This is a genomic window from Clostridium sp. HBUAS56010 (genome assembly GCF_007115105.1).
GTDB lineage: Bacteria > Bacillota > Clostridia > Lachnospirales > Lachnospiraceae > Lacrimispora.
Window position 1 is genome coordinate 106,815 of the sequence record NZ_SULJ01000007.1, and the last position, 23,324, is coordinate 130,138.

The window sequence follows — 23,324 nt, forward strand, 5'->3', positions numbered from 1 at the left end:
TATGGGAATGAAAGCAAAAAAAAGACGGAATATAATTATTTTTCATGTTATTGTAGGAAGTATTGCAGTTTTCATGTTTTATCCAATTATTTGGATGCTGTTTAGTTCTTTTAAACCCTCCGACCAGGTTATGACAACCGTTGCCAGTCTGTTTCCAAAACAGTGGACCATCTTAAATTATATAACCGGCTGGAAAGGATTTGGCGGGGTTACGTTTGCTACATTTTTTAAGAACTCGGCAATCATTACCATACTTTCTACCATTGGTGCAGTAATTTCTTCCACATTGGTTGCCTATGGATTTGCCAGAATACAGTTTAAAGGAAAAAACATCCTGTTTTTATGTATGCTTACAACCATGATGCTGCCCCATCAGGTTATTATGATTCCTCAGTATATTATCTTTAATCTGTTTGGCTGGGTGAACTCGCCTCTGCCCATTGTTGTACCGGCATGGTGTGCAAAACCTCTTTTTATCTTTATGATTATACAGTTTATTGAGGGAATTCCAAAGGATCTTGATGAGGCGGCAAAAATGGATGGGTGCAGTCCTTATACCATTTTTTCAAGAATTATCTGTCCCCTTGTCAGGCCGGCTATGGTAACCTGTGCAATTTTTGAGTTCTACTGGAAGTGGGATGATTATATGGGGGCCCTCCTATATCTTAATTCACCGGATAAATATACGGTTTCCATTGCACTGAAGAATTTTACGGATCCTATGAGTTCTTCTGATTACGGTGCTATGTTTGCGATGTGTGTGCTATCATTACTTCCAATCATTATTATTTTTTTATTATTGCAAAAGTACATTGTGGAGGGGGTAGCTTCCACAGGAATTAAAGGTTAAAGAAAGGGGTAGAAATGAAAGATCAGATACTGTTTAAGGACGATTTTACGGGATTCCCTATCGGCGAATTTCCTTATGACAAAGACCATTCAGCGGCAGGCGAGTATCATTATGTCATACCGGAAGGGATTCGCGGAGCCTGGAAGGATCAGGTCTGTAATTTCCGTTATAACGGTCATGGACCATCCTGGATTATTACAGGAGATAAGAAGAAGCATTATATGGAGCAGTGCCGGATTGAAAAAGGTCTGCCGCACCGTATTTTTCCAACCCTCCAGACGGGAAGTCTCTTCTGGAAGAATTATGATTATTCTGTTACCGTACGGAGACTTTCCACAAAAGGAATGGCAGGGATTGCATTTTGTATGAATGACAGCATAGACACTCTGGTTCTGTCCATGGAGAACCGGGACAAGGTCCAACTGGCTTACCGGCACAAGGAAGAAATCCAGGTCCTTCGTTCTGTTTCTTATGCTTCTGATGCGGATACTCTTTATACACTTAAGGTTTCTTTGAATGGAGGTATGGCAGAATGCACGATTAATGGACAGGTTCTGTTCCAATATAGCGGAGAACTGTTGCAGCGGGGAGGAAAAGTGGCATTGACGGCTGACTGCCCGACCCAGTTTTCCCATGTGCTGGTAACCGCGGACAAGGATACAATTCTGGAAATAAAAGAAGCAGAGATGAAAGAAAAAAAACGGTCAGAAGTACGAAAAGCCGGTTATCCTGCCATGAAGCTCTGGAAGAAAATTGATCTTAAGAACTTTGGAACCAGCCGCCAGATTCGATTTGGACATCTGACTGGAACAAAGGAGTGGTACATGGTTATTCCCCAGGCTCAAAAGCGGGTGGACCGGGATGCCTATTCCCACATAAGCTGTCTGACTGCAGTGGATTTAGACGGCAACATTCTCTGGCAAAAGGGCGAACCTTCTGAACTCTCCCATGTGATAGGAAAGATCAGCGCAGATCTGCCCTGCCAGGTATATGACATAGACGGCGATGGAATTGATGAGGTAATTACTGCCCATAATTTCGAATTACAGATTTTAGATGGAAGAACAGGGGAAATAAAAAAATCCATAAGAACGCCCCTATCAGATGAGGCGGATGAGACATTAATTGGAGTTCCCTATGGAATCTATGCTTTTGACCGGATTAATCCGGATGGAATCAGAATTGCCAATTTCAGCGGAAAGAAACGTCCGTCAGATATTTTAATCAAAGACCGTTACTGCCGGATCTATGCCTTTGATTCAGATTTGAATCTGCTCTGGAAGTACCAGAGTCCGAAAAATACAGGCCATTATCCATTGGCACTGGATGTAAATGGTGATGGAAGAGATGAAGTTTTAGTGGGTTATACCCTTTTGGATGCAGATGGGGTTCCTGTCTGGTCTTATCCTATTGACACAGATCATACGGATGAAATTGTTGCTGGAAAATTTATGAGCGGAAGCGAAAAAGGTTATTTTGCATGTGTATCAGGAACCCAGGGATTTTTTATCGGAGATTTTCAGGGAAATATCGTGACAAGGGATTATATCGGACATGCACAAAGAATCAGTGTGGGTAATTACATACCGGAAAGACCTGGATTTGAAATTGCAGTAACGAATTTCTGGGGACATCAGGGCGTGATTTATCTCTATGATGACAAGGGAAACCAATTATGGGAAAAGGAAAATGAGAGAAATGGGAACATTTTAACACCAGTCAACTGGCTGGGAAATGGAGTGGATTTCTTTCTTACCAATCCAGATCCAAAGCGGGGAGGACTTATGGATGGGCATGGAAATATTGCTGTTTCTTTCCCCGATGACGGTCACCCTCTGCTGTGCTGCGAGGCAATGGACTTGTGCGGAGATGACCGGGAGGAGCTGATTGTATGGGATTATCACAGTCTTTACATTTATACCCAGTCAGATGGAGAGAAGGAAACCTCTTACCATCCAGTTAAATATCCTGGATACAATGCTTCAAACTACAGGGGAGAATATTCCTTCCCAGACCAGTCCTATCTTACATTTTGTGAAGATCCAAAGGAGGATAAGAGATGATCTATCAAGAAAACCGCTGTTCAGATGTAAATATTGCCTATATCGGAGGCGGAAGTCATGCCTGGGCATGGGTATTTATGACCGATCTTGCAAAAGAGACAGAACTCTCCGGAACGGTACGTCTCTACGATATTGATGAGGAAGCGGCAAAACGAAACCAGGAGATCGGCACAAAGCTGTTTCAAAGAGAAGAAACACGGGGCGAATGGACGTTTGAAACAAAATCTTCCTTAAAAGAAGCCCTGTCAGATGCAGACTTTGTAATAATCTCCATATTGCCCGGAACTTTTGATGAAATGGAGTCGGATGTCCATCTTCCTGAGCGGGCCGGCATCTATCAGTCTGTAGGGGACACCACTGGTCCGGGAGGTCTTGTAAGGGCATTAAGGACGATCCCAATGTATGTAGAGATTGGAAGTGCAGTCAAAGAGTACTGTCCTGATGCATGGGTTATTAATTACACCAATCCCATGTCTTTGTGTGTGCAGACCCTGTACCATGTATTCCCTCAGATTAAAGCATTTGGCTGCTGTCATGAGGTATTTGGAACACAGAAGGTCCTGCGGGATATTTACAGACTGGAAACCGGAGAAACAGGAATCGGAAGAGAAGAGGTCCATGTAAATGTAGTTGGAATCAATCATTTTACATGGTTTACCAAAGCGACCTGCAAAGCCACAGACTTATTTCCCATGTACCGGAAATTTATAGAAGAACATTTTGAAGAAGGATATCACGACCCGGACAGGAACTGGATGAACGGAACTTTTAATTGTGCCCACAGAGTCAAATTTGATTTATTTCAGCGTTATGGTGCAATTGCAGCAGCAGGTGACAGGCATCTGGCTGAATTCCTTCCAGGAGATCAGTATTTAAAAAATAAAGAAACGGTAGAGATGTGGAAATTTGCTCTTACCCCTGTTTCATGGAGAAAAGAAAGACAGGCAGAAAAAAACAAACAGGCACTTAAGCTTGCAAAAGGGGAAGAAGATCTGGAATTAAAAGATACGGGAGAAGAAGGAATACGTCTGATTAAGGCTTTATGCGGGCTTGGGAGGTTTGTCAGCAATGTAAATATTCCAAACTTCGGCAGGCAGATTAAAAACCTGCCTGAGGATGCAATTGTTGAAACCAATGCGGTCTTTTCCAAGGACGGCATTAACCCGGTCTTTTCCGGGGAATGCCCCAAACAGATCAAAGACCTTACCATGCCTCATATCATCAATCATAAACGAATTCTTTATGGGGCAATAGATGTGAATTTCGACCTGGTATATCAGGCATTTATGTCAGATCCACTGGTAAAAGGACGGATCAGCTATGGCGACGGAGAAGCACTGTTAAAAGAAATGCTGAGAAATACAGCTTCTTATCTGCCGGAGGGCTGGAAAAAGTATATGGAATAAGAATGAAGGAACAGAACGTCTGGGAGAAACAGATATTCTGTTCCTGTTTTTTGGTATGGATTATCATTACAAAATAATAAAAATTCTGTATTGGTATCGCAAAGTCCCAATTTCTGTGCTATAATAAAGCGATAACTTATGGTATAGTGAGGAAACCATATGCTAAGTGAAGAGAAAATAAAAATTATGACCAGCCTTGCCATGTTTGAGAAGCATGAAGGAAAAAGGATATTTCCTGTCAACCGGTATTTTAAAAGCGACTATATCTGGAATAAGCTGTTTCAGTCTTTTTTTAGTTATACGTTCAGCTTTATTCTGTGTGTATTGTTATGGGGGCTGTATTATATGGAACGGTGGCTGAATACGATGGATGTAAAGATTTTAACTGCCGCTGGAATAAAGATTGGTATTTTTTATATCATTGGGCTGGCGATTTATCTTTCGATCAGTTTTTCTGTATATCGGAAGAGGTATGAATATGCAGCAAGAGGGGAAAAGGTTTATTTATCCCGGTTAAAGAGGCTGGACAAGCGCTACGAAGGCAATGCCAGACCGGTAAAAAGAACAAAAGGAGGGCGGACATCATGATGGGCCTTCTTGTATTAAAAGAACGATTAAAAGGCTTTTATGCCAGATTTGATATCTATGTGACTCCTGTCATCAAATTTCTGTTCAGTTGTATAACATTTTTTATGATGAATGGCAGTATTGGATTTTCATCAAAGCTTACGGGACCGTTTGTTCCGCTTGTGCTGGCTTTGATCTGTTCCTTTTTGCCGTATGGAGCCATTTCATTTATGGCTGCAGGCTTTATGCTGATTCACCTGTCTGGGATTTCCATTGAGATTACTCTGGTTATGGCAGTATTTATTGTGGTTGTGGGTCTTTTGTATTATGGCTTCCAGCCTGGAGACAGTTATCTGCTGATTCTGACACCCATGTGTTTTCTGTTAAAGATCCCTTATGCCATCCCGCTGATCGTTGGACTTTCCGGAAGTATGCTGTCTGTGATTCCGGTAAGCTGCGGAGTTTTTATCTACTATACGCTCCTGTATGTGAAACAGAATGCAGGTGTTCTGACCAACGATATGTCTGTGGACCAGGTACAGAAATTTATGCAGTTGATGAACAGTCTGTTTGGGAATAAGCAGATGCTTCTTATGGTTGCAGCATTTGCACTTGCCATGATTGTTGTGATGATTGTGCGGAATTTATCCATTGATTATTCCTGGGTCATTGCCATTATTGCAGGTACCATTACCCAGCTTGGAGCCATATTTATTGGAGATATTGTGCTGGATGTGTCTGTATCAGTGATTGCCTTGCTTGCTGGAATGCTTTTTTCCATTCTGGCTGCGGGAATTTATACGTTTTTTGTATTCGCCGTGGATTACTCCAGGACGGAATATGTACAATTTGAAGATGATGATTATTACTATTACGTCAAGGCGGTTCCAAAGCTTACGGTGAGCACCCCTGATGTAAAAGTACAGAAAATCAATGCCACAAAACTCCAGAGACCGCAAAGGTAGGGAAGAAATAAAAAGGAGGTGGATTGGATGGCGAATGTTTTAAACGGAATGTACTCCTGGGTGTCATTTCTTCCCAGGATTTCAAAGACAAATCTGGTCGAGATTATTATTATTGCATTTTTGCTGTATGAACTTCTGACCTGGATTATGAATACCAGAGCCTGGACCCTTCTAAAAGGAATTGTAGTGATCCTTTTATTCTATGTGTTTGCCTATGTGTTCCGGCTGGATAATCTGTTATGGATTTTGAATAAGATTGCAACTCCTGCTGTAACCATGGCAATTGTGATCTTTCAGCCAGAACTTAGAAAAGCACTGGAGCAGCTTGGAAGCAAGAATCCTTTTACCGGAATCCTTTCATTTGATGACGGAAGGGACAGCTCTGATTTCACGGATAAGACGATCAACGAGGTGGTAAAGGCTACGTTTGAGATGGCGAAAGTCAAGACGGGCGCGCTTATGGTGATTGAGCGGGGAGATTCTTTAAAAGAGATTGAGAGAACGGGAATTGAAGTAGGAGCCATTGTCAGCAGCCAGCTTCTGATTAATATTTTTGAGCATAATACGCCGCTTCACGATGGTGCCATTGTGATACGGGGCAACCGTGTGACTGCGGCAACCTGTTATCTGCCTCTGTCTGATAATATGACCATCAGTAAGGAGCTGGGAACCAGACACAGGGCAGCTCTTGGTGTCAGTGAAGTCAGCGACAGCATTACCATTGTTGTGTCAGAGGAGACCGGGCGTGTTACGGTAGCTTCTGAGGGCGGTTTAAAGAGAATTACAGATGCTGACGGGCTTCGGTCTGTTCTTTCTGAGGTAAAGCATTCCGATGAGGAAGGAAGCAGATTCAGGATATTGAAGGGAAGGCGTAAGAATGAAGGAAAAGCTACTAAATAATCTTGGTTTGAAGGTTGCGTCCCTGGTACTTGCCTTTGCTGTATGGATGGCAATTGTCAATATCTCTAATCCGATCATTGAAGATTCACAGCCGGTTTCGGTAGAAGTTCGCAATGCAAAGGTTTTGGATGCCAGTAATCTGACGTATGAGATCATAGGCAAAGATGTGGTAACGGTAAGCTATCAGGTAAGAACAAGGGAACGTTCCCTTGTAAAAGCGTCAGACTTTCATGCCTACATTGACTTAAAGGATTATAATGTAACCGGTGCGCTGCCGGTAAATGTAGAGATTAATAAAGACAAAGAAAACCTGGTGAAGAATGATACCATTACGGCAAAGCCTATGGTAATCCGGATTAATACGGAAGCGCTTCAACGGAAGAAATTTGATCTGCAGGTAAAAACTGTGGGTGAAGTGGAGGACGGATATGCGCTGGGTCCCATCAGTCTTTCCGCAGACAGTGTGACGGTGGAAGGACCGGAATCACTAATTGGCCAGATCAGCCGAATGGGAATTGAAGTTGATGTGGATAATAAGAATGCAGATCTTAATGAAACCGCAGTTCCGTTCTTTTATGATGCCAATGACAATAAGCTTAATTTAGGGGATAAGGTAACGGTGAATCCTCACGAGGTCGAATGTCATGTGATGATATTAAAAGCCAAGAATCTGGCACTGAATTTTGAAGTGTCCGGTCAGGTGGCAGGCGGATATCGGTATACAGGAGTGGAAAGCAAAGTAAAGACTGTGCCCGTTGTTGGAACCAAGTCGGTTCTTGCATCGTTATCGACCCTGTCCATTGTTTCAGATAAATTAAATATTGATGGTGCCACCGGGGATAAAGTGGTGGAGCTGGATTTAAGCCAGTACCTGCCGCCTAATACTTCGGTTGTGGGGAATGAATATAAGAATGTGACGGTTAAGCTCAAAGTAGAACCCTTAACAACCAGGGTGTTCACACTGGAACTTAACACTTTAGATAAAATTGGCACACAGGCCGATTATGATTATGAATTTGATCAGGAAACTACAGATGTTACCGTCCGGGGGCTCAAAGAGGATCTTGATGCTCTGGATAAAGAAAAGCTAAATGCCATTCTTAATGTAACAAACCTCCATCCAGGACAGAACCCGGGTGCCTTGAAATTTGAACTTTCAGGCGGATTTGAAGTGGTTGGCTACACACCGTTTCATGTCATGCTGGCTCGAAAAGAACCTGTATCCAGTACGGTTGAGAGCACGACAGCATCCACAACAGAAGCGGCAGAGCCGCAATCGTAGACTGTTTTTGCAGTCAGATCATAAAGGGAGGAAATTCAGTATGGTTAGCGCTAAAGTTGCTATAAAGAATCCTACCGGTCTTCATCTGAGACCGGCAGGAATTCTTTGTAAGGAAGCCATGAACTTTAAATCTTCAGTGAGTTTTCGTTTTAAGAATACCACTGCCAATGCCAAAAGCGTGCTTAGCGTGTTGGGCGCCTGTGTAAAAAGCGGCGATGAGATTACCTTTGTCTGCGAGGGGGCAGATGAAGAGGAAGCTCTGGCGGCCATGGTCAAAGCTGTTGAGGAGGGCCTTGGCGAATAGATAATTTATAATTAATAAGGAGGAAATGCAATGTTTAAAGGTACAAGTGCATCTGCGGGAATCGGCATTGGGAAAGCCGTCCTCGTAGAAGAAACAGAATTAGTTATTAACAAAGAACCGATGGGAGATCCAGAGACGGAAAAAGCCCGTTTCCAGGCTGCGGTAAAGCAGGCAATGGAACAGACGGATGCGCTCGCTAAAGATCTTGCGAAAAGAGTAGGAGAGAAGGAAGCTGAGATTTTAAATGGCCATATTCTTCTCCTTTCCGACCCGATGCTGATTGGTGAAATTGAGAATACAATTTCAGGGGAGAAAGTCAGCGGAGAGTACGCAGTAGAAACCGTGTGCAATACCTATGCAGATATGTTTACTTCCATGGGGGATGAACTGATGCAGCAGCGGGCAACTGATATGCGTGATATAAAAACAAGAATTCAAAAGATTCTTCTTGGCGTGAGTTCGGTTGATATTGCCGCACTTCCAGAAGGAAGTGTTATTGTTGCAAAGGATTTAACCCCTTCTATGACGGCAGGAATTAATCCAGCCAATGTAACTGGTATTGTAACAGAGTTGGGTGGTAAGACTTCTCACAGCGCAATTCTGGCAAGAGCTTTGGAGATTCCGGCTGTTGTTGCTTTGGATGGCTTTTTAGACAAGGTAACAGATGGGGCAGAGCTGGTGTTGGATGGTTCTGATGGAAGCGTTTTTGTAAATCCAGAAGAGTCTGTAAGAGCTGAATATGCTGCAAAAAGGGAAGCTTTCTTAAAAGAAAAGAAAGAACTGGAGCAGTATATTGGAAAACCAACCATTACAAAAGATGGAGTGGAAGTAGAACTGGTTGCCAACATTGGAAAACCAGAAGATGTTGAAAAAGTTCTTCAGTATGATGGAGAAGGTGTTGGTCTTTTCCGGACTGAATTTTTATTTATGGATCGTACATCCATGCCAACCGAAGAAGAGCAGTTTGATGCTTATAAAAAAGCCGCTTCGGCGATGAATGGAAAACCAGTCATTATCCGTACCTTAGATATTGGCGGTGATAAAGAGATTCCTTATATGGGACTTAGCAAAGATGAGAATCCGTTCTTAGGATACCGGGCGATCCGTTTCTGTCTGGACCGGAAGGACGATGTGTATAAACCCCAGCTTCGTGCTCTTTTAAGAGCAAGTGCTTTTGGAAACATTCGCATTATGGTTCCTATGGTAACTTCACTGGAGGAGATTCGGGAAGCCAAAGCGCTTGTGGAAGAAGTGAAGAAGGAACTGGATGAAAAGGGAATTGCTTATAAGAAGGATATTGAGGTTGGTATCATGGTGGAGACAGCCGCCGCTTCTCTGATGGCAGATGTCTTTGCGAAAGAAGTCGATTTCTTTAGCATAGGAACCAATGACTTAACTCAGTATACCATGTCTGTGGATCGTGGTAATGATAAGGTTTCATACCTTTATTCCCCACTCAATCCGGCTGTATTACGAAGCATCCGCCATATCATTGAATGTGGACGTAAAGAAGGCATTATGGTCGGAATGTGCGGAGAAGCGGCAAGTGACCCTATGATGATTCCTCTGCTTCTTGCCTTTGGCTTAAATGAATTCAGCATGAGCGCATCCGCAATATTAAATGCCAGAAAGCTGATTACTGGTTATAGCACAAAGGAATTGCAGGCAACTGCTGATAAGGCAATGTCTTTTGTTACGGCAAAGGAAGTTGAAGAATATATGAGAGAGTTCGCCAGCCGTTCTTAATGATTGAAAGAAACAATGGACAGCCGTCACCTGGTGGTGGCTGTCTTTTTCTATAGATGAAATGTACTGTGATTTTTTACCAAAGGGGAATGTGACAATGAGTGTTTATCTGATCAGTTATGCAGCATCTTTTTTGTTTGCAAGGGCAGGAGTTTACTGGCTGTCAGGCGTGGTATTAATATTGACCGCTCTTTTTTTATACTGGCGGGATTACAGAAGGACAGAGAATATCATCCATTTAAGAGGCTTGTTTTCTTTGTTCTGGGTAGGAGGAGAAGGAATTGCCTGTTTTAAGCTTTCCAAGCTCTCCAGTGATTGGAATATTATTACATGGCTCTGCTTTTTTGTAGCTTTTCTTGGATTTTATGTATCATTTGAATTTTTTGCAAAGATGCAGGGAGAAGTGGGAAGGCACCGTTCCAGTTGGTTCAGTTTTAAAGGATATGAAAAACCACTGTTTTTCTCAATCGTTTTGGTAACAGTTCTCTCTGTTGCTGCCTTTGTTGCAGAAGCGGTCATACTGGGATTTATTCCGTTTTTTGTAAGAGGAGTGCCTCATGCTTATTCCTCTTTTCACATTAGCGGGCTGCATTATTTTACGGTTTCCAGTGTTCTGGTTCCTGCCCTTTCCGTGTTGTATTTCAGCATCGAACAGGGACGTAATAGTGCCCGTCTTGTGTTGGCTGTGATTTTTAATATAATTGCATGTGCCATTCCCCTTTTATGTGTATCCCGTTTTCAGCTTATCTTTGCAGTTGGACTTGCGGTTCTTACTTATATTGCCATGGAACATCGGTTAAAGATTGCTTATGCCATTGGACTTGCGGTTGGAATGGTTCCTATCTATGTAATTCTGACTGTTTTGCGAGGACATGATGTAGCCTATTTAAACGGAATCTTTCAGATGAAAAACAGCAGTATGCCAATTTTTATTACACAGCCTTATATGTATATTGCCAATAATTTTGATAATTTTAACTGTATGGTAGAGTGGCTTCCTTCCCATACCTTTGGTCTTCGCATGCTGTTTCCCCTATGGGCGCTGACAGGGCTTAAATTCCTGGTTCCGGCTCTGGTGGATTTTCCAATTTATGTCACAAAAGAAGAACTGACAACAGTCACGCTGTTCTATGATTCTTTTTATGACTTCGGGATTGTGGGAGTCCTGCTGCTTGGCTGTATTCTTGGTGCCGCTGCATTCTTTTTAATGAGCATGATTAAAAGAATCCGTAACCCCATTGGTTATCTGTTTTATGCCCAGTTTGCCATGTACATGATTCTGTCTTTCTTCACCACATGGTTCAGTAATCCGGCTACCTGGTTTTACCTTGCAGTCACCGGTGCTTTGTATGTGTTCTGCTCCTGGAAAAGCAACGGAAGATCCTGGTAATCAGGACATGGACTTTAAGGTTACAGAAGGAGATACATGAAACTGCTTTTTATATGCTCTGGAGAATGTGGAATAATTTTTAAACCCGCTTTGAAAGCATACTTCTGTAATGGACGTTCCTTTTTTTAAAAGATCCCTTGCCAGAAGAAGTCGTTTTTCCGTAACATAATCAAACAGTGTATATCCGGTTTCCTCCTTAAAGACGTGCATCAGATGGTATCTGCTTATATAACAGTCTTCTGCAATGGAATCCACAGACATATCATCTAGTAGATGGGTGTTGATGTAATCCATCACGGTAAGAATCCTCTTGTCCCCGGTTACAGGAGGTAAATAAGTAACCAGATTGGTGAAGGAAGCCTGATTTAACTGGATCATGAATTTTATAAATACCACCTGGCAGTATAAATCCTTGGCATACCCATCGTGTGTAGAGGCATATTCCAGATCAGTCAGGGTGTGGTATAGACTGCTTTTTTCCATGGAATGAAGCCGGAGCACATGGGAATGAAGCGTTTTGGATTTCTTGAAACAGTCACTTAAATCATAATCCTCTGCCTGATAAGTCTGTAAAAAACCAGGGGATAGATATACGATAATTCTCTCATAAGGAACAGAAGAATCAATGTCCGGTTTGTGGATGTCGTTATGACTTACGAATAGGATATCATAAGGCTCCAGTTTATAGGAACAGCCTTCGATCCGGTAGGTGACGTTTCCCTGAATGAAGATAATGATTTTATCGAAATCATGATAATGGTATTCAAAATCCTGCCTTTTTGTATCGAGAAGATGAAACAGCTTAAAGTCACTGTTTAAATATCCCCGTTTCTCATAGTTATCCATAAGTGAATGCTCCTTCCTTTCTTTTTGTTTAGAATACAACACTTTTTGCAATATTTAAAGCATTATATTAATAGAAAAGATAAAAAGTGCGGTATATAATGAAGATAGAAGCGTATGGAAACCGGTGAGAACAGGTTTTGTCGTGCATTGGAAAGGAGTTTTATGATGAATATTACTTTGGAAAAATATCATGGGCTGGGGAATGATTATCTGATTTTTGATCCCAATAAAAATGAACTGGAACTGACAGATGAAAATGTACGTCTGATCTGCGACCGTAACTTTGGAGTTGGATCAGATGGACTTTTAGTTGGTCCCATTCTTGGCAGAGATAAACTGGAATTAAGAATCTATAATCCGGATGGAAGTGAAGCGCAAAACAGTGGAAACGGAGTCCGCATTTTCGGTAAATACTTAAAAGACGGGGGATATGTTCAGAAAAACCGTTTTATTATTAATACATTAAGCGGGCAGCAGACTCTTCAGTACCTGAATGAAGAAGGAACAAAAATCAAAGTATCCATGGGGAAATTAAACTTTTTCAGTGATCAGATTCCTGTAACAGGACCAAGGAGAGAAGTTTTAAATGAAACCATGCTGTTTGGAAGTATACCTTACCGTGTTACCTGTGTTAACATTGGGAATCCTCACTGCGTGATCTGGTTAAATGATATATCCAAAGATCTGGTGTGCAGGATTGGAAAATACTCAGAAGCTTCCGAATATTTTCCTGAGAAGATTAATACCCAGCTTCTCAAAGTACTGGACCGTACCAACATTGAGATTGAGATATATGAGAGGGGAGCCGGATATACGCTGGCTTCCGGAACCAGTGGCTGTGCTGCCGCCGGAGCTGCTTACCGGATGGGACTGACTGATTCCAAGATGTATGTACACATGCCCGGCGGAATTCTGGAAGTTGAGATTGAAGAGGATGGGAATGTGCTCATGACTGGAGAAGTGGGATACGTTGGAAGATTTACTCTTTCCCATGAAATGGCAGAACAGTTAAAATCTCTCCAGTAAAACAAAAAATAAAGTAATTCATTCATAAGCCGGTCGTCTGTAAAGAAAATGTTTTTCTTTTTCAGGCGGCAGGCTTAAATGCGTTAAACCTCCAAAACAGAGCGTGATTGTATTGACGGAATTACCAGTTTCATACTATAATATTACAATGATTATGATTCTCACAAAACTATTATGGGATAAAGGAAGGAATATGAAGATGATAGCAGACAAGATGAGACCACTTGTAGAAAACAATTCCGCAATCCGTGCCATGTTTGAGGAAGGAAAGAAGCTGGCTGCACGATACGGCAGAGAGAATGTATACGATTTCAGCCTGGGCAATCCCAACGTACCTGCTCCCGAAGCGGTGAATCAGGCAATTATAGATATTGTAAAAAGAGAAGAGACGACTTTAGTCCATGGGTACATGAGCAATGCAGGATATGAAGATGTGCGTCAGGCTGTTGCAGAATCTTTAAACAGGCGGTTTGGAACCCGGTTTCATCTGGAAAACATCCTCATGACAGTAGGAGCCGCAAGTGGTATCAATGTGATATTGAAAACCATCCTGGATCCTCAGGATGAGGTGATTGTATTTGCTCCTTACTTTATGGAATATGGTTCCTATGTGAGAAATTATGATGGTGTACTGGTGGTTGTCCCCCCTGATACAGAGACCTTTTATCCGGATCTTAAGGCATTTGAAGAGAGGATTACAAAAAAAACAAAGGCAGTGATCATTAATACTCCGAATAATCCGACTGGTGTGATTTATTCTTCTGAGACATTGCAGGAGATTGCAGATATATTAAAAAAGAAAGAAAAAGAATTCGGCAAATCCATAGTTCTGATTTCGGACGAGCCATACCGGGAACTTGCTTATGATGGAGCAGAAGTTCCTTATGTAACGCCTTTTTATCATAATACTGTCATTTGCTATTCCTATAGTAAGTCCCTGTCACTTCCTGGAGAAAGAATTGGATATCTGGTCATTCCTGATGAGTTAGATGATTCTGAACGGGCTATTGCAGCAGCAGTTATTGCCAACCGTGTACTTGGCTGTGTGAATGCCCCGTCTCTTATGCAGCGGGTGATCCTGCGTTGTGTGGATGAAAAAGTGAATGTGGAGGCTTACGATAAAAACAGGGAATTGCTGTATAACCGGTTAAGTGAGTATGGGTTTGAATGCATTAAGCCACAAGGTGCATTTTACTTATTTGTCAAGTCTCCGGTGGATGACAAAGAGTTCTGCAGAGTTTGTAAGGAACACCGGGTTTTACTGGTTCCGGGAAGCTCTTTTGCCTGTCCTGGTTATGTGAGAATTGCATATTGTGTATCTTATGATCAGATTGTCCGTTCCCTTCCTGCATTTTTGGAGATAGCACAATCTTATGGGTTAAGGGAAAAAAAGGAGGAACGCAATTGAGATCCTGGGAAAGAAATATACGGAAAGTCGCTCCTTATGTACCGGGAGAACAGCCAAAAGAGAAAAATCTGATTAAATTAAATACCAATGAGAATCCATATCCACCGGCGCCAGGTGTGAAAAAGGCACTGGAGGAGCTGGGGTTTGATGAGTTTCGCAAATATCCCGATCCAGCGTCTTCGGATCTTGTTCATGCAATTTCCAGGTATCATAATGTGACAGAAGAGGAAGTATTTGTTGGTGTAGGATCAGATGATGTAATTGCCATGGCATTTCTTACATTTTTTAATTCTGATCTGCCAGTGCTTTTTCCTTCTATCAGCTATTCGTTTTATAAGGTCTGGGCTGATTTATTCAGGGTTTCTTATGAAACACCTGCATTGGATGATAATTTTTGCATTCATAAGCAAGATTATTATAAGGCAAATGGGGGTATTATATTCCCGAATCCTAATGCACCCACTGGATTGCTTCTGCCGCTTTCGGAAGTGGAGGATATTATTTCCCATAATCAGAATTCTGTAGTTATTGTTGATGAAGCCTACATTGATTTTGGCGGGGAAAGTGCTGTCTCTCTTACACGGAAATATGAGAATCTTCTGGTTGTGCAAACATTCAGCAAATCACGTTCTCTTGCAGGAATGAGAATTGGATATGCCATTGGTCATCCTGACTTAATTCATGCCCTTCATGATGTAAAATACTCCTATAATTCCTATACCATAAATCTTCCTTCCCAGAAGCTGGGGGTGGAAGCAGTCAATGATGACGGATATTTTAAGGAATGCATCAGAAAGATTATAAGAACCAGAGAGAATGCCAAAAAACGACTTACAGAACTTGGCTTTACTTTCCCGGACTCCATGACTAATTTTATATTTGCGGCACACAGGGAAAAAAGAGCAGTAGATATCTATAAGGCGTTAAAAGAAAACCGTATTTTTGTCCGTTATTTTAATCAGCCAGGACTTGACAATTATCTACGGATTTCCATTGGCACTGACGAAGAGATGGAGCAGTTATTTGACTTTTTAGAGGTTTTTCTTTCGAATTAATTCATTTGCCAGAGAGCATCAGGGATAGTATAATGAATACAGGTGATGGAAATGGAAGATGTGAAGAAATATTTAAGATTGATACTTAATATTATAATTCCCATTCTGTTCTTGTACCTCATTTGTGTATGGGGACCAAGACTGGTAAGGTTCTTTCTGCCTTTTGTAATAGGCTGGATGATTGCGATGATTGCCAATCCTTTGGTCCGTTTTCTGGAGAAACGTTTAAAAATTGTAAGAAAACACAGTTCGGTGTTGATTGTAGTTACGGTTCTCTTTTTAATTATAGCAGCATTTTATTTTCTTATTTCCAAACTGATAACAGAGATGATCGGTTTTGCAGGAGATGTTCCTCAGTATTATGAAAGTGCATGGGTGGAGATTCAGAAAATGCTTTTGAGGGTGCAGGGAATTATACAGTTTTTACCTTTGGGAGTGCAGAATTCCATTAATCAGTTTTTTACACACATGGAGCAATATTTAAATGTGGCAGTGCAGAAGATTGCATCTCCCACGGTTATGGCTGCAGGCAGTGTGGTAAAAAGTATTCCGGCAGCACTTGTGTACACCATTGTCACCATCTTTTCCTCCTATTTATTCATTGTGGACAGGGATAAGATTATGTCGGTGGTTCACCGCTATATTCCGGAAGGCGGAACCAGATATTACAGTTACTTGAGAAAGGATGTTAAGCATCTGGTGGGTGGTTATTTCCTTGCTCAGTTCAAGATTATGTTTGTCATAGGAGCAGTACTTGCAGTTGGATTTCTGATTCTGGGGGTGGATTATGCCCTGTTACTGGCAGTATTGATCGCTATTCTTGATTTTTTGCCAATTTTGGGAACAGGAACATTTTTAATTCCCTGGGCGGTGATACGGATGCTTTCTGGTGAATATGCCTTTGGTTTAGGACTGATTGCAATTTATGTACTGACTATGGTCCTCAGGCAGATTATACAGCCAAAGATTGTAGGAGATACCATGGGGCTTGACCCTTTAATGACGTTGCTGTTTTTATACCTTGGATTTAAAATTAGTGGAATTGCAGGAATGATTTTAGCAGTGCCTGTTGGCATGCTGATTCTTAATTTATATGAATTTGGCGCTTTTGACCTGTTTTTTGGCAGTATAAGGACTTTGGTCCATGATATCAATGTCTTTCGGAAGAAGCCGGATTAAGTTATATTGCAAAAGTTTGATTTGGAGGATATCATAACATGAACATAAGATTGAAAATCGCCGCAGGTATCATAGCGGGTCTTATGACCTCCGCAATGGTTTCAACCCCTATGAGTGGTTTTTCCGGAGAAGCATGGCACCTGGAAAACGGGCAGTATGTAGATGCCTCTGGTCAGCCGATAGCCGGTGCACTGGAAAAAGGAATCACTGTCTCAAAATATCAGAACCGTCAGAATGAAACAGGGGGTGGAATTGATTGGGACAAAGTGAAAGAGTCAGGTGTCTCTTTTGCTATGGTGCGTGTTGGTTATTTGAACGACATGGACCCGTATTATTCCATGAATATGAAAAATGCCGCAAAGAGCGGAATAAAAACCGGCGTATTTTTCTATACACAGGCATTGGATACAGAGACTGCTGTAAAAGAAGCGGAATATGTGCTCCAGGCAGTAAAAGATTACCCGATCTCTTATCCGATTGCCTATGATGTTGAGTCCCGGTATCTGCTGGATAATCGTCTTTCTAAACGGCAGATCACGGATAATATTAATGCTTTTTGTAAAGTTATATCGGATGCCGGATATCAGCCAATTGTATATGCCAATAATAAATGGCTGACCTATCATATTGATCTGAGCCAGATTCCTTATGATATCTGGTATGCCAGATACGGAAGTGTCAACGATTGTAAAAACAGGACCATATGGCAATGTACGGATCAGGGAAGAGTCGATGGAATTGACGGAGATGTAACCATTGAATTTTCTTTTAAGGATTACAGCAGCATTATCCCCTCAGAAGGCTGGAAGACCATTGGAGGCAAACGTTACTATACAAAGAATTATGAAAAGCAGACTGGTTGGCTCCAGATAGGAGACCAGTGGTATTATCTGGATCAGGATGGAGCTATGATACAGGATACTTCCAGAGTTATAGATGGAACTGTCTATAACTTTGGAACAGATGGAGGATTGCTCCAATAAGAAAAGCCGCCTATAAAGCGGCTTTTTCTGTGTCCTGTCAGGAACCGGTGGACTGGTATCTGGAAAGACCAAATCGCCAGAACAGGGCGGCGGGCAGTAGAAAGAGACAACTGGCAATAGGAAAAAGTCCGTACCAGGGATTGTCCGTTTTGCCGGTTATATAAAGAAAAGGGTAGTACTGAAAAAGGGCAAAGGGAATCAGGTAAGTACAGATAGTAAGCACCGCCTTACCATATATTCCTATGGGATATTTACCGTATTCTCTGGCGCCGTCGGTAACTATATTCATAAATTCCAATCCCTCCAGAGTGAAGAAACAGATGGAGGCAAAGATCAGATAAATGGCAGTAAACACAGCTACCCCTCCTGTAATCATAAAAAGCACAGTTCCTGCACGGGAGAGATTCCATTTAATGGAAGATGCGGATACTGCATAGATAAACATAACGACAGCCTGAATAAGGCGTCCGATCCTGGTCAGCTCAATTTTGCTGCATATAACGGTGAACAGACAATTCCTGGGGCGCAGAAGCATCCGGTCAAATTCCCCGTTTCCAATAATGGTCTCAAAAGTGTCCAGACTGCGAAAGACGGTTTCTGCTATGGTATATGCCATTAGGGTAATGGAGAAACACAATAGGATCTCCTTATAAGAAAAGCCTTTGACCTGATGAAACCGGTCCATCATGAAGTATATTCCCAAAAACATGTTAAAGGAAATTAAAAACTGCCCCAGTGTGGTAAGCAAAAAGGAAACCTTATGCTGCATCATGCTTTTTAAATGGATCAGAAAATAGCGCTGATATAATTGAATTGAATTCATCTTGTATCTCCTTTCAGCCTCCCTGGATTACGATTCGTTTCAGGGCACGTTTTTCTAACATAAGTCCCAAAAGCAGGGCTGTAATAAGCCAGAAGATCTGCAGAGCCAGACTTATATATAAATCCGATCCTGTCAAATCTCCTCCGAAGATCCGAAAAGGGACATTCTGGGCAGATGCAAAAGGCAGCAGGCTTACAAACTCACGAATTCCTCCAGGAAGAAAGGGCAGCGGGATTACCGAGCCGCTTAAAAATTCTGACAAAGAGGTGATCATGATCTTCGTCCCTTGTGAAGAAATGGTATAAAAGACAGACATATAAACAATCATACCAAAAGCGACTACAAAGAGCAGTCCCAAAATCATGGAAATCAGAGTGAGAAACCAGATTTTCATATCGCCGGGCATGGAAAGTCCGTATGGTTCGGGCAGAAACCAGGCAAATATCAGAATGGGCATACACCGGAGGACTGCTTTGGACAAGCGGACGGCAAGTCCTCTTACAAACCACATATGATAAAGGCGGACAGGCCGGCAAAGCTCATAAGCGACATTTCCGCTGGTGATGAATTCAAATAACTGGGATTCCCAGAACCATGTCATAAAAAGAGCCAGAAATGCCTGCTGCAGCCATATGTAGGTGCTAAAAGCCTGAAAGTCCATGGGAAAACTGTCTGGGGAAGCTTCATAAAAGGCATGGAATAAAAGGATCTGCATGATTCCCCAAAAAAACTGGGTAACCATACCGGAAAGAGCGGCTGCCCGGTATTGAAGTCCATGAATAAAACGGATTCGAAAAAAAGACCAGTATTTTTTCATATTCTTAGCCCCCTATATCTGGAAATCATGGTAAAGAGCTGCAATGATCTCATCTAAAGTGGCATCTGCTTTTGGACAGTGCTTTTTTAGATCATCCAGGGTTCCGTCAAGGAGAAGCCGCCCTTTTCCGATTAAAAGAACCCGGTCTGCCAGGGCTTCCATATCCTGCATATCATGGGTTGTTAATAGTACAGTTGTGTTATGCCGTTTGTTCTGTCTGCGGATAAAATCCCGGACTGCCAGTTTGGAAACTGCATCTAATCCGATGGTGGGTTCGTCAAGAAACAGAATCTTTGGATTGTGAAGGAGAGAAGCAGCGATTTCACAGCGCATCCGCTGTCCGAGAGATAATTGTCTGGCGGGAGTTCGCAGCAGGTCTGTCAGGGAGAGCAGTTCAGTCAGTTCGTTTAGTGTGTTCTTGTAAGTTGTATGGGGAATGTCGTAGATGTCACGGAGAAGTTCATAAGAGTCTATAATCGGCACGTCCCACCAAAGCTGGGTCCGCTGTCCGAATACAACACCGATCTCTTTTACATGTTCTTTCCGTTCTTTCCATGGAATGCGGCCATTTATGGTGCAGGTACCGTCATCCGGGGTAAGAATACCGCTTAGAATTTTAATGGTAGAGCTTTTCCCTGCTCCGTTGGGACCAATGTAGCCTACCATCTCTCCATCTCCAATCGAAAAGGAGATATCTGAAAGAGCGTGGATTAGTTCCACCTCTTTGTGAAAAAGTGCTTTGACAGCTTCTGAAAAACCGGCACTTCTTCTTGTGACTTTAAAAGTCTTGTTCATGTGTTCCACTTGAATCATGTTAAATCCTCCTGGTAGTAATATTTGTGAACGTTGTCCTTCCGGCAGCGGACAGTAAAACCTGTCATAACTGGTTGGAGCGTTCTAATATCTTGCCAAGCGGTCAGCATAGATGAAATTATATTTCCTATGCCGCTCTCCGGAAGTCATAGGGATTCCGGGGACTCTGCCGTGGTATAATATTCTCTTTTCCTCAATGAAGATCTCATATAGAATGGAAAAGGAATTATAGTTTACCACTGTCCAATTTTTATGTCAAGAGTTGGAAAAATGCTTGACAAAAATAAAAAAAATGATAATATTAACATATGAACACATATTCATATAATAATATATAACAAAGGAGGTGCCTTATGGAACCAGACGTGAGAAATAATGTGGCGGATTCGGAATTTGACCAGTGTGATTTTATTTGCATTCATGAAGGAATTGTTAATCAAGTGCTTAAAGCCATGCCAAAGGAACAGGAACTTCGTGATCTGGCTGATTTTTATAAAGTTTTTGGAGATCCAACCAGAGTTAAAATCCTTTATGTACTCAGTCAGTCGGAGATGTGTGTATGCGATATTGCAACTCTCTTACAGATGGGCCAGTCAGCTATTTCCCATCAGCTTCGGGTATTAAAACAGATGCGCCTGGTGAAGTTCAGGAGAGAAGGAAAGACTGTTTTTTATTCTTTGGCAGATGGTCATATTGAAACCATTTTAGCTCAGGGAATGGAGCATATTAATGAATAATGAATGAAAAATATATCAGCAAGGAGAATGAAAATCATGAAAAAGATCGTCAAATTAGAAGGATTATGCTGTGCAAACTGTGCTGCGAAGATTGAAGACGGAGTAAAGAAACTGGCAGGAGTTGAGAGTGCTTCTTTAAGCTTTATGACCCAGAGACTTACACTGGAAGTGGAAGAAGGCAAGACCGACGAGATTATGGATGCTGCCAAAAAGATTGCCAATAAGATTGAGCCGGAAGCAGAATTCCGAATTCTCCGGTAAAGACAAAGGAGATATTATGACAAAAAAACAAAAAAAGATGGTAATCCGTCTGATTGCCAGTGCCTTGTTTTTTGCGGTAGGAATGTTTTTTGAAGAAAAAAATTCCTGGTATCTGGTTCCCTTTATTATTTCATATCTTGCCGCTGGTTATGATGTTCCCCTGCGTGCATTAAGAGGGATGAGAAATGGTCAGTTTTTTGACGAGAATTTCCTTATGTCTATTGCTACATTTGGAGCCATCGGCATTGGAGCCATGGAAGAGGCCGTGGGAGTTATGCTTTTTTATCAGGTCGGTGAATTGTTTAATGATTATGCAGTGAACAAATCCAGGCGTTCCATTACAGAACTCATGGATATCAATCCGGAATATGCCAATCTGATTGTAGATGGCAAAGAAGAGCAGGTAGACCCTTACGAAGTCCAGGTTGGAGACATCATTGTTGTAAAACCAGGAGAAAAGGTTCCATTAGATGGAATTGTAGTAAAAGGGGCCGGCTCTCTTGATACAAAAGCCTTAACTGGAGAATCCATGCCTTTGGAAGTGAAGGAACAAGACGAGGTGGTCAGCGGTTCTATTAACCTAAACAGTGTGCTGGAGGTACGGGTTACCAGGTTGTTTGATGATTCCACCGTTGCAAAGATTTTAGAACTGGTGGAGAATGCCAGCTCCAGAAAAGCAAAAGCGGAGAATTTTATTACTCGTTTTGCAAGAATCTATACTCCTGTTGTTGTTTTTCTGGCTGTGATTCTTGCCATTGCTCCTCCTTTATTGTTTGGAGGAGACTGGGGAACCTGGATTTACCGGGCATGCAGTTTTTTGGTTGTATCCTGCCCCTGTGCTCTTGTTATTTCTGTTCCTTTAAGTTTCTTTGGAGGGCTGGGAGCTGCTTCCAGACAGGGAATCCTTTTAAAGGGAAGCAACTATCTGGAATCCATGGCCTCCCTTCATACCGTAGTCTTTGATAAGACAGGAACCCTTACTACAGGAAAGTTTAAGGTTACCGATATTGATGGAGTGACATGTTCAAAGGAAGAACTTCTGGAACTTGCGGCATATGGAGAATATCATTCCAACCACCCTATTGCTCTTTCTGTAAGAGAAGCTTACAAAAAGGCTATAGATCCGAAAAAAGTTGGAGTTGTTGAAGAGATACCAGGTCATGGTGTCCGTACTGAACTGTTATTTGATGGAGAAAGCAGAAAATTATCCATTGGAAATAAACGTCTCATGGAACAGCTTTCTGTATCAATATCTGGAAAAGAGCCAATGATGGGAACCACGCTTTATGTAGCGGAAGGGGAGAGATATCTTGGTTCCATTACCATCAGTGACACAGTCCGTGATGATGTACCTTCTGCATTAAAGGGTCTGAAAGCCGCTGGAATTAAAAAGCTGGTGATGCTGACTGGAGATAAACCAGAGGTAGGCAGGGCGGTGGGAGATGCTCTTGGGCTTGATGAAGTTCATGGTGGTTTGCTGCCGGGAGATAAGGTCTTAAAAGTAGAAGAACTTCTGAATCAGAAAGCGGAAGGAGCCATGCTGGCATTTGTGGGAGACGGAATTAACGATGCGCCTGTTCTTGCCCGGGCTGATGTGGGAATCGCCATGGGCGGCATTGGATCTGATGCAGCCGTGGAAGCTGCTGATGTGGTAATTATGACAGATGAACCATCAAAGATTATTGACGTCATTTTAATCGCAAGAAAAACCATGGTGATTGTAAAGCAGAATATTGCCTTTGCCATTGGCATAAAGGTCCTGATTTTAGTTCTTTCCGCTATGGGGATTGCAACCATGTGGGCGGCTGTATTTGGAGATGTAGGTGTGTCTGTTCTCGCCATTTTAAATGCAATCCGTGCACTGAAATATCAGAGCAAAGTTTAAAAAAACGTTGACAAATTA

General features: G+C 42.0%; 22 protein-coding genes. 18 read left to right on the forward strand and 4 right to left on the reverse strand.

Going from position 1 to position 23,324, the window contains the following annotated elements; genetic code table 11:
• The first annotated feature begins 1 nt into the window (after position 1).
• The 10 genes from FAY33_RS12380 (at position 2) to FAY33_RS12425 (ending at position 11,473) form a co-directional block, all read left to right on the forward strand.
• On the forward strand, positions 2-850 hold the full coding sequence (locus tag FAY33_RS12380; protein ID WP_185967610.1) for a carbohydrate ABC transporter permease: 849 nt from the start codon (positions 2-4) through the stop codon (positions 848-850).
• Between the two features lie 14 nt (positions 851-864).
• Positions 865-2,913 carry a hypothetical protein gene (locus FAY33_RS12385; protein ID WP_143321537.1) on the forward strand — a complete coding sequence of 683 codons (2,049 nt, stop codon included), beginning with the start codon at positions 865-867 and terminating at the stop codon, positions 2,911-2,913.
• Positions 2,910-4,319, forward strand: coding sequence for an alpha-glucosidase/alpha-galactosidase (locus FAY33_RS12390; RefSeq protein ID WP_143321538.1), 1,410 nt, complete (start codon positions 2,910-2,912; stop codon positions 4,317-4,319). Before FAY33_RS12385 ends, FAY33_RS12390 begins: the two co-directional genes overlap by 4 nt.
• 159 nt (positions 4,320-4,478) lie before the next feature.
• A complete protein-coding gene (locus tag FAY33_RS12395; RefSeq protein ID WP_143321539.1) occupies positions 4,479-4,907 on the forward strand; it encodes a hypothetical protein in 429 nt (142 codons plus the stop codon).
• Entirely contained in the window at positions 4,904-5,851 is a 948-nt protein-coding gene (locus tag FAY33_RS12400; RefSeq protein WP_143321540.1) for an ABC transporter permease, read from the forward strand. Before FAY33_RS12395 ends, FAY33_RS12400 begins: the two co-directional genes overlap by 4 nt.
• A gap of 27 nt (positions 5,852-5,878) precedes the next feature.
• Positions 5,879-6,751, forward strand: a complete 873-nt coding sequence (gene cdaA, locus FAY33_RS12405; RefSeq protein WP_143321541.1) for a diadenylate cyclase CdaA — start codon at positions 5,879-5,881, stop codon at positions 6,749-6,751.
• On the forward strand, positions 6,729-8,033 hold the full coding sequence (locus tag FAY33_RS12410) for a CdaR family protein (protein WP_143321542.1): 1,305 nt from the start codon (positions 6,729-6,731) through the stop codon (positions 8,031-8,033). Before cdaA ends, FAY33_RS12410 begins: the two co-directional genes overlap by 23 nt.
• A 40-nt stretch (positions 8,034-8,073) precedes the next feature.
• On the forward strand, positions 8,074-8,337 hold the full coding sequence (locus FAY33_RS12415; RefSeq protein ID WP_143321543.1) for an HPr family phosphocarrier protein: 264 nt from the start codon (positions 8,074-8,076) through the stop codon (positions 8,335-8,337).
• 30 nt (positions 8,338-8,367) lie between these two features.
• Positions 8,368-10,083, forward strand: coding sequence for a phosphoenolpyruvate--protein phosphotransferase (gene ptsP / locus FAY33_RS12420; protein WP_143321544.1), 1,716 nt, complete (start codon positions 8,368-8,370; stop codon positions 10,081-10,083).
• Between the two features lie 97 nt (positions 10,084-10,180).
• A complete protein-coding gene (locus FAY33_RS12425) occupies positions 10,181-11,473 on the forward strand; it encodes an O-antigen polymerase (RefSeq protein ID WP_143321545.1) in 1,293 nt (430 codons plus the stop codon).
• Here the strand turns inward: FAY33_RS12425 and FAY33_RS12430 are convergent, their stop codons facing one another.
• A complete protein-coding gene (locus tag FAY33_RS12430) occupies positions 11,474-12,319 on the reverse strand; it encodes an AraC family transcriptional regulator (protein WP_143321546.1) in 846 nt (281 codons plus the stop codon).
• A 165-nt stretch (positions 12,320-12,484) separates the two neighbouring features.
• On the opposite strand from FAY33_RS12430, the gene dapF reads away from it, so the two are divergent.
• From dapF to FAY33_RS12455, 5 genes are all read left to right on the forward strand, one after another.
• The gene (dapF, locus tag FAY33_RS12435; protein WP_143321635.1) at positions 12,485-13,345 is read left to right on the forward strand and encodes a diaminopimelate epimerase; all 861 of its coding nucleotides are present in this window, start codon (positions 12,485-12,487) and stop codon (positions 13,343-13,345) included.
• A 199-nt stretch (positions 13,346-13,544) separates the two neighbouring features.
• Positions 13,545-14,753: a pyridoxal phosphate-dependent aminotransferase gene (locus FAY33_RS12440; protein WP_143321636.1), complete on the forward strand. Its 1,209-nt coding sequence runs from the start codon at positions 13,545-13,547 to the stop codon at positions 14,751-14,753.
• Positions 14,750-15,808 carry a histidinol-phosphate transaminase gene (gene hisC, locus FAY33_RS12445; RefSeq protein ID WP_143321547.1) on the forward strand — a complete coding sequence of 353 codons (1,059 nt, stop codon included), beginning with the start codon at positions 14,750-14,752 and terminating at the stop codon, positions 15,806-15,808. The genes FAY33_RS12440 and hisC overlap by 4 nt, the downstream gene beginning before the upstream one ends.
• Positions 15,809-15,859: 51 nt before the next feature.
• A complete protein-coding gene (ytvI, locus tag FAY33_RS12450; RefSeq protein WP_143321548.1) occupies positions 15,860-16,987 on the forward strand; it encodes a sporulation integral membrane protein YtvI in 1,128 nt (375 codons plus the stop codon).
• Positions 16,988-17,025: 38 nt separating this feature from the next.
• Positions 17,026-17,970: a GH25 family lysozyme gene (locus tag FAY33_RS12455; RefSeq protein ID WP_143321549.1), complete on the forward strand. Its 945-nt coding sequence runs from the start codon at positions 17,026-17,028 to the stop codon at positions 17,968-17,970.
• Between the two features lie 37 nt (positions 17,971-18,007).
• Here the strand turns inward: FAY33_RS12455 and FAY33_RS12460 are convergent, their stop codons facing one another.
• The 3 genes from FAY33_RS12460 to FAY33_RS12470 are packed head-to-tail and all read right to left on the reverse strand — an operon-like array spanning position 18,008 to position 20,423.
• Positions 18,008-18,793, reverse strand: a complete 786-nt coding sequence (locus FAY33_RS12460; RefSeq protein ID WP_143321550.1) for an ABC-2 family transporter protein — start codon at positions 18,791-18,793, stop codon at positions 18,008-18,010.
• Between the two features lie 13 nt (positions 18,794-18,806).
• A complete protein-coding gene (locus tag FAY33_RS12465; RefSeq protein WP_143321551.1) occupies positions 18,807-19,610 on the reverse strand; it encodes an ABC transporter permease in 804 nt (267 codons plus the stop codon).
• A 12-nt stretch (positions 19,611-19,622) separates the two neighbouring features.
• The gene (locus tag FAY33_RS12470) at positions 19,623-20,423 is read right to left on the reverse strand and encodes an ATP-binding cassette domain-containing protein (protein ID WP_143321552.1); all 801 of its coding nucleotides are present in this window, start codon (positions 20,421-20,423) and stop codon (positions 19,623-19,625) included.
• A 353-nt stretch (positions 20,424-20,776) separates the two neighbouring features.
• On the opposite strand from FAY33_RS12470, the gene FAY33_RS12475 reads away from it, so the two are divergent.
• From FAY33_RS12475 to FAY33_RS12485, 3 genes are read left to right on the forward strand one after another with little or no spacing between them, the layout of a single operon-like run.
• Positions 20,777-21,160, forward strand: a complete 384-nt coding sequence (locus FAY33_RS12475) for a metalloregulator ArsR/SmtB family transcription factor (RefSeq protein WP_143321553.1) — start codon at positions 20,777-20,779, stop codon at positions 21,158-21,160.
• A 36-nt stretch (positions 21,161-21,196) separates the two neighbouring features.
• Positions 21,197-21,421: a cation transporter gene (locus tag FAY33_RS12480; protein WP_143321554.1), complete on the forward strand. Its 225-nt coding sequence runs from the start codon at positions 21,197-21,199 to the stop codon at positions 21,419-21,421.
• 16 nt (positions 21,422-21,437) lie between these two features.
• Positions 21,438-23,306: a heavy metal translocating P-type ATPase gene (locus FAY33_RS12485; protein ID WP_143321555.1), complete on the forward strand. Its 1,869-nt coding sequence runs from the start codon at positions 21,438-21,440 to the stop codon at positions 23,304-23,306.
• The last annotated feature ends 18 nt before the right edge of the window (positions 23,307-23,324 follow it).

Bases quoted from the DNA above. Each gene is read 5' to 3' on its own strand.
- FAY33_RS12485 (WP_143321555.1), top strand. From the start codon at position 21,438: ATGACAAAAAAACAAAAAAAGATGGTAATCCGTCTGATTGCCAGTGCC.
- FAY33_RS12415 (WP_143321543.1), top strand. From the start codon at position 8,074: ATGGTTAGCGCTAAAGTTGCTATAAAGAATCCTACCGGTCTTCATCTG.
- FAY33_RS12410 (WP_143321542.1), top strand. From the start codon at position 6,729: ATGAAGGAAAAGCTACTAAATAATCTTGGTTTGAAGGTTGCGTCCCTG.
- FAY33_RS12385 (WP_143321537.1), top strand. From the start codon at position 865: ATGAAAGATCAGATACTGTTTAAGGACGATTTTACGGGATTCCCTATC.
- FAY33_RS12390 (WP_143321538.1), top strand. From the start codon at position 2,910: ATGATCTATCAAGAAAACCGCTGTTCAGATGTAAATATTGCCTATATC.
- FAY33_RS12440 (WP_143321636.1), top strand. From the start codon at position 13,545: ATGATAGCAGACAAGATGAGACCACTTGTAGAAAACAATTCCGCAATC.
- FAY33_RS12395 (WP_143321539.1), top strand. From the start codon at position 4,479: ATGCTAAGTGAAGAGAAAATAAAAATTATGACCAGCCTTGCCATGTTT.
- FAY33_RS12425 (WP_143321545.1), top strand. From the start codon at position 10,181: ATGAGTGTTTATCTGATCAGTTATGCAGCATCTTTTTTGTTTGCAAGG.
- FAY33_RS12480 (WP_143321554.1), top strand. From the start codon at position 21,197: ATGAAAAAGATCGTCAAATTAGAAGGATTATGCTGTGCAAACTGTGCT.
- FAY33_RS12475 (WP_143321553.1), top strand. From the start codon at position 20,777: ATGGAACCAGACGTGAGAAATAATGTGGCGGATTCGGAATTTGACCAG.
- FAY33_RS12470 (WP_143321552.1), bottom strand. From the start codon at position 20,423: ATGATTCAAGTGGAACACATGAACAAGACTTTTAAAGTCACAAGAAGA.
- cdaA (WP_143321541.1), top strand. From the start codon at position 5,879: ATGGCGAATGTTTTAAACGGAATGTACTCCTGGGTGTCATTTCTTCCC.
- FAY33_RS12380 (WP_185967610.1), top strand. From the start codon at position 2: ATGGGAATGAAAGCAAAAAAAAGACGGAATATAATTATTTTTCATGTT.
- ptsP (WP_143321544.1), top strand. From the start codon at position 8,368: ATGTTTAAAGGTACAAGTGCATCTGCGGGAATCGGCATTGGGAAAGCC.
- FAY33_RS12400 (WP_143321540.1), top strand. From the start codon at position 4,904: ATGATGGGCCTTCTTGTATTAAAAGAACGATTAAAAGGCTTTTATGCC.
- ytvI (WP_143321548.1), top strand. From the start codon at position 15,860: ATGGAAGATGTGAAGAAATATTTAAGATTGATACTTAATATTATAATT.
- FAY33_RS12465 (WP_143321551.1), bottom strand. From the start codon at position 19,610: ATGAAAAAATACTGGTCTTTTTTTCGAATCCGTTTTATTCATGGACTT.
- FAY33_RS12430 (WP_143321546.1), bottom strand. From the start codon at position 12,319: ATGGATAACTATGAGAAACGGGGATATTTAAACAGTGACTTTAAGCTG.
- FAY33_RS12455 (WP_143321549.1), top strand. From the start codon at position 17,026: ATGAACATAAGATTGAAAATCGCCGCAGGTATCATAGCGGGTCTTATG.
- dapF (WP_143321635.1), top strand. From the start codon at position 12,485: ATGAATATTACTTTGGAAAAATATCATGGGCTGGGGAATGATTATCTG.
- FAY33_RS12460 (WP_143321550.1), bottom strand. From the start codon at position 18,793: ATGAATTCAATTCAATTATATCAGCGCTATTTTCTGATCCATTTAAAA.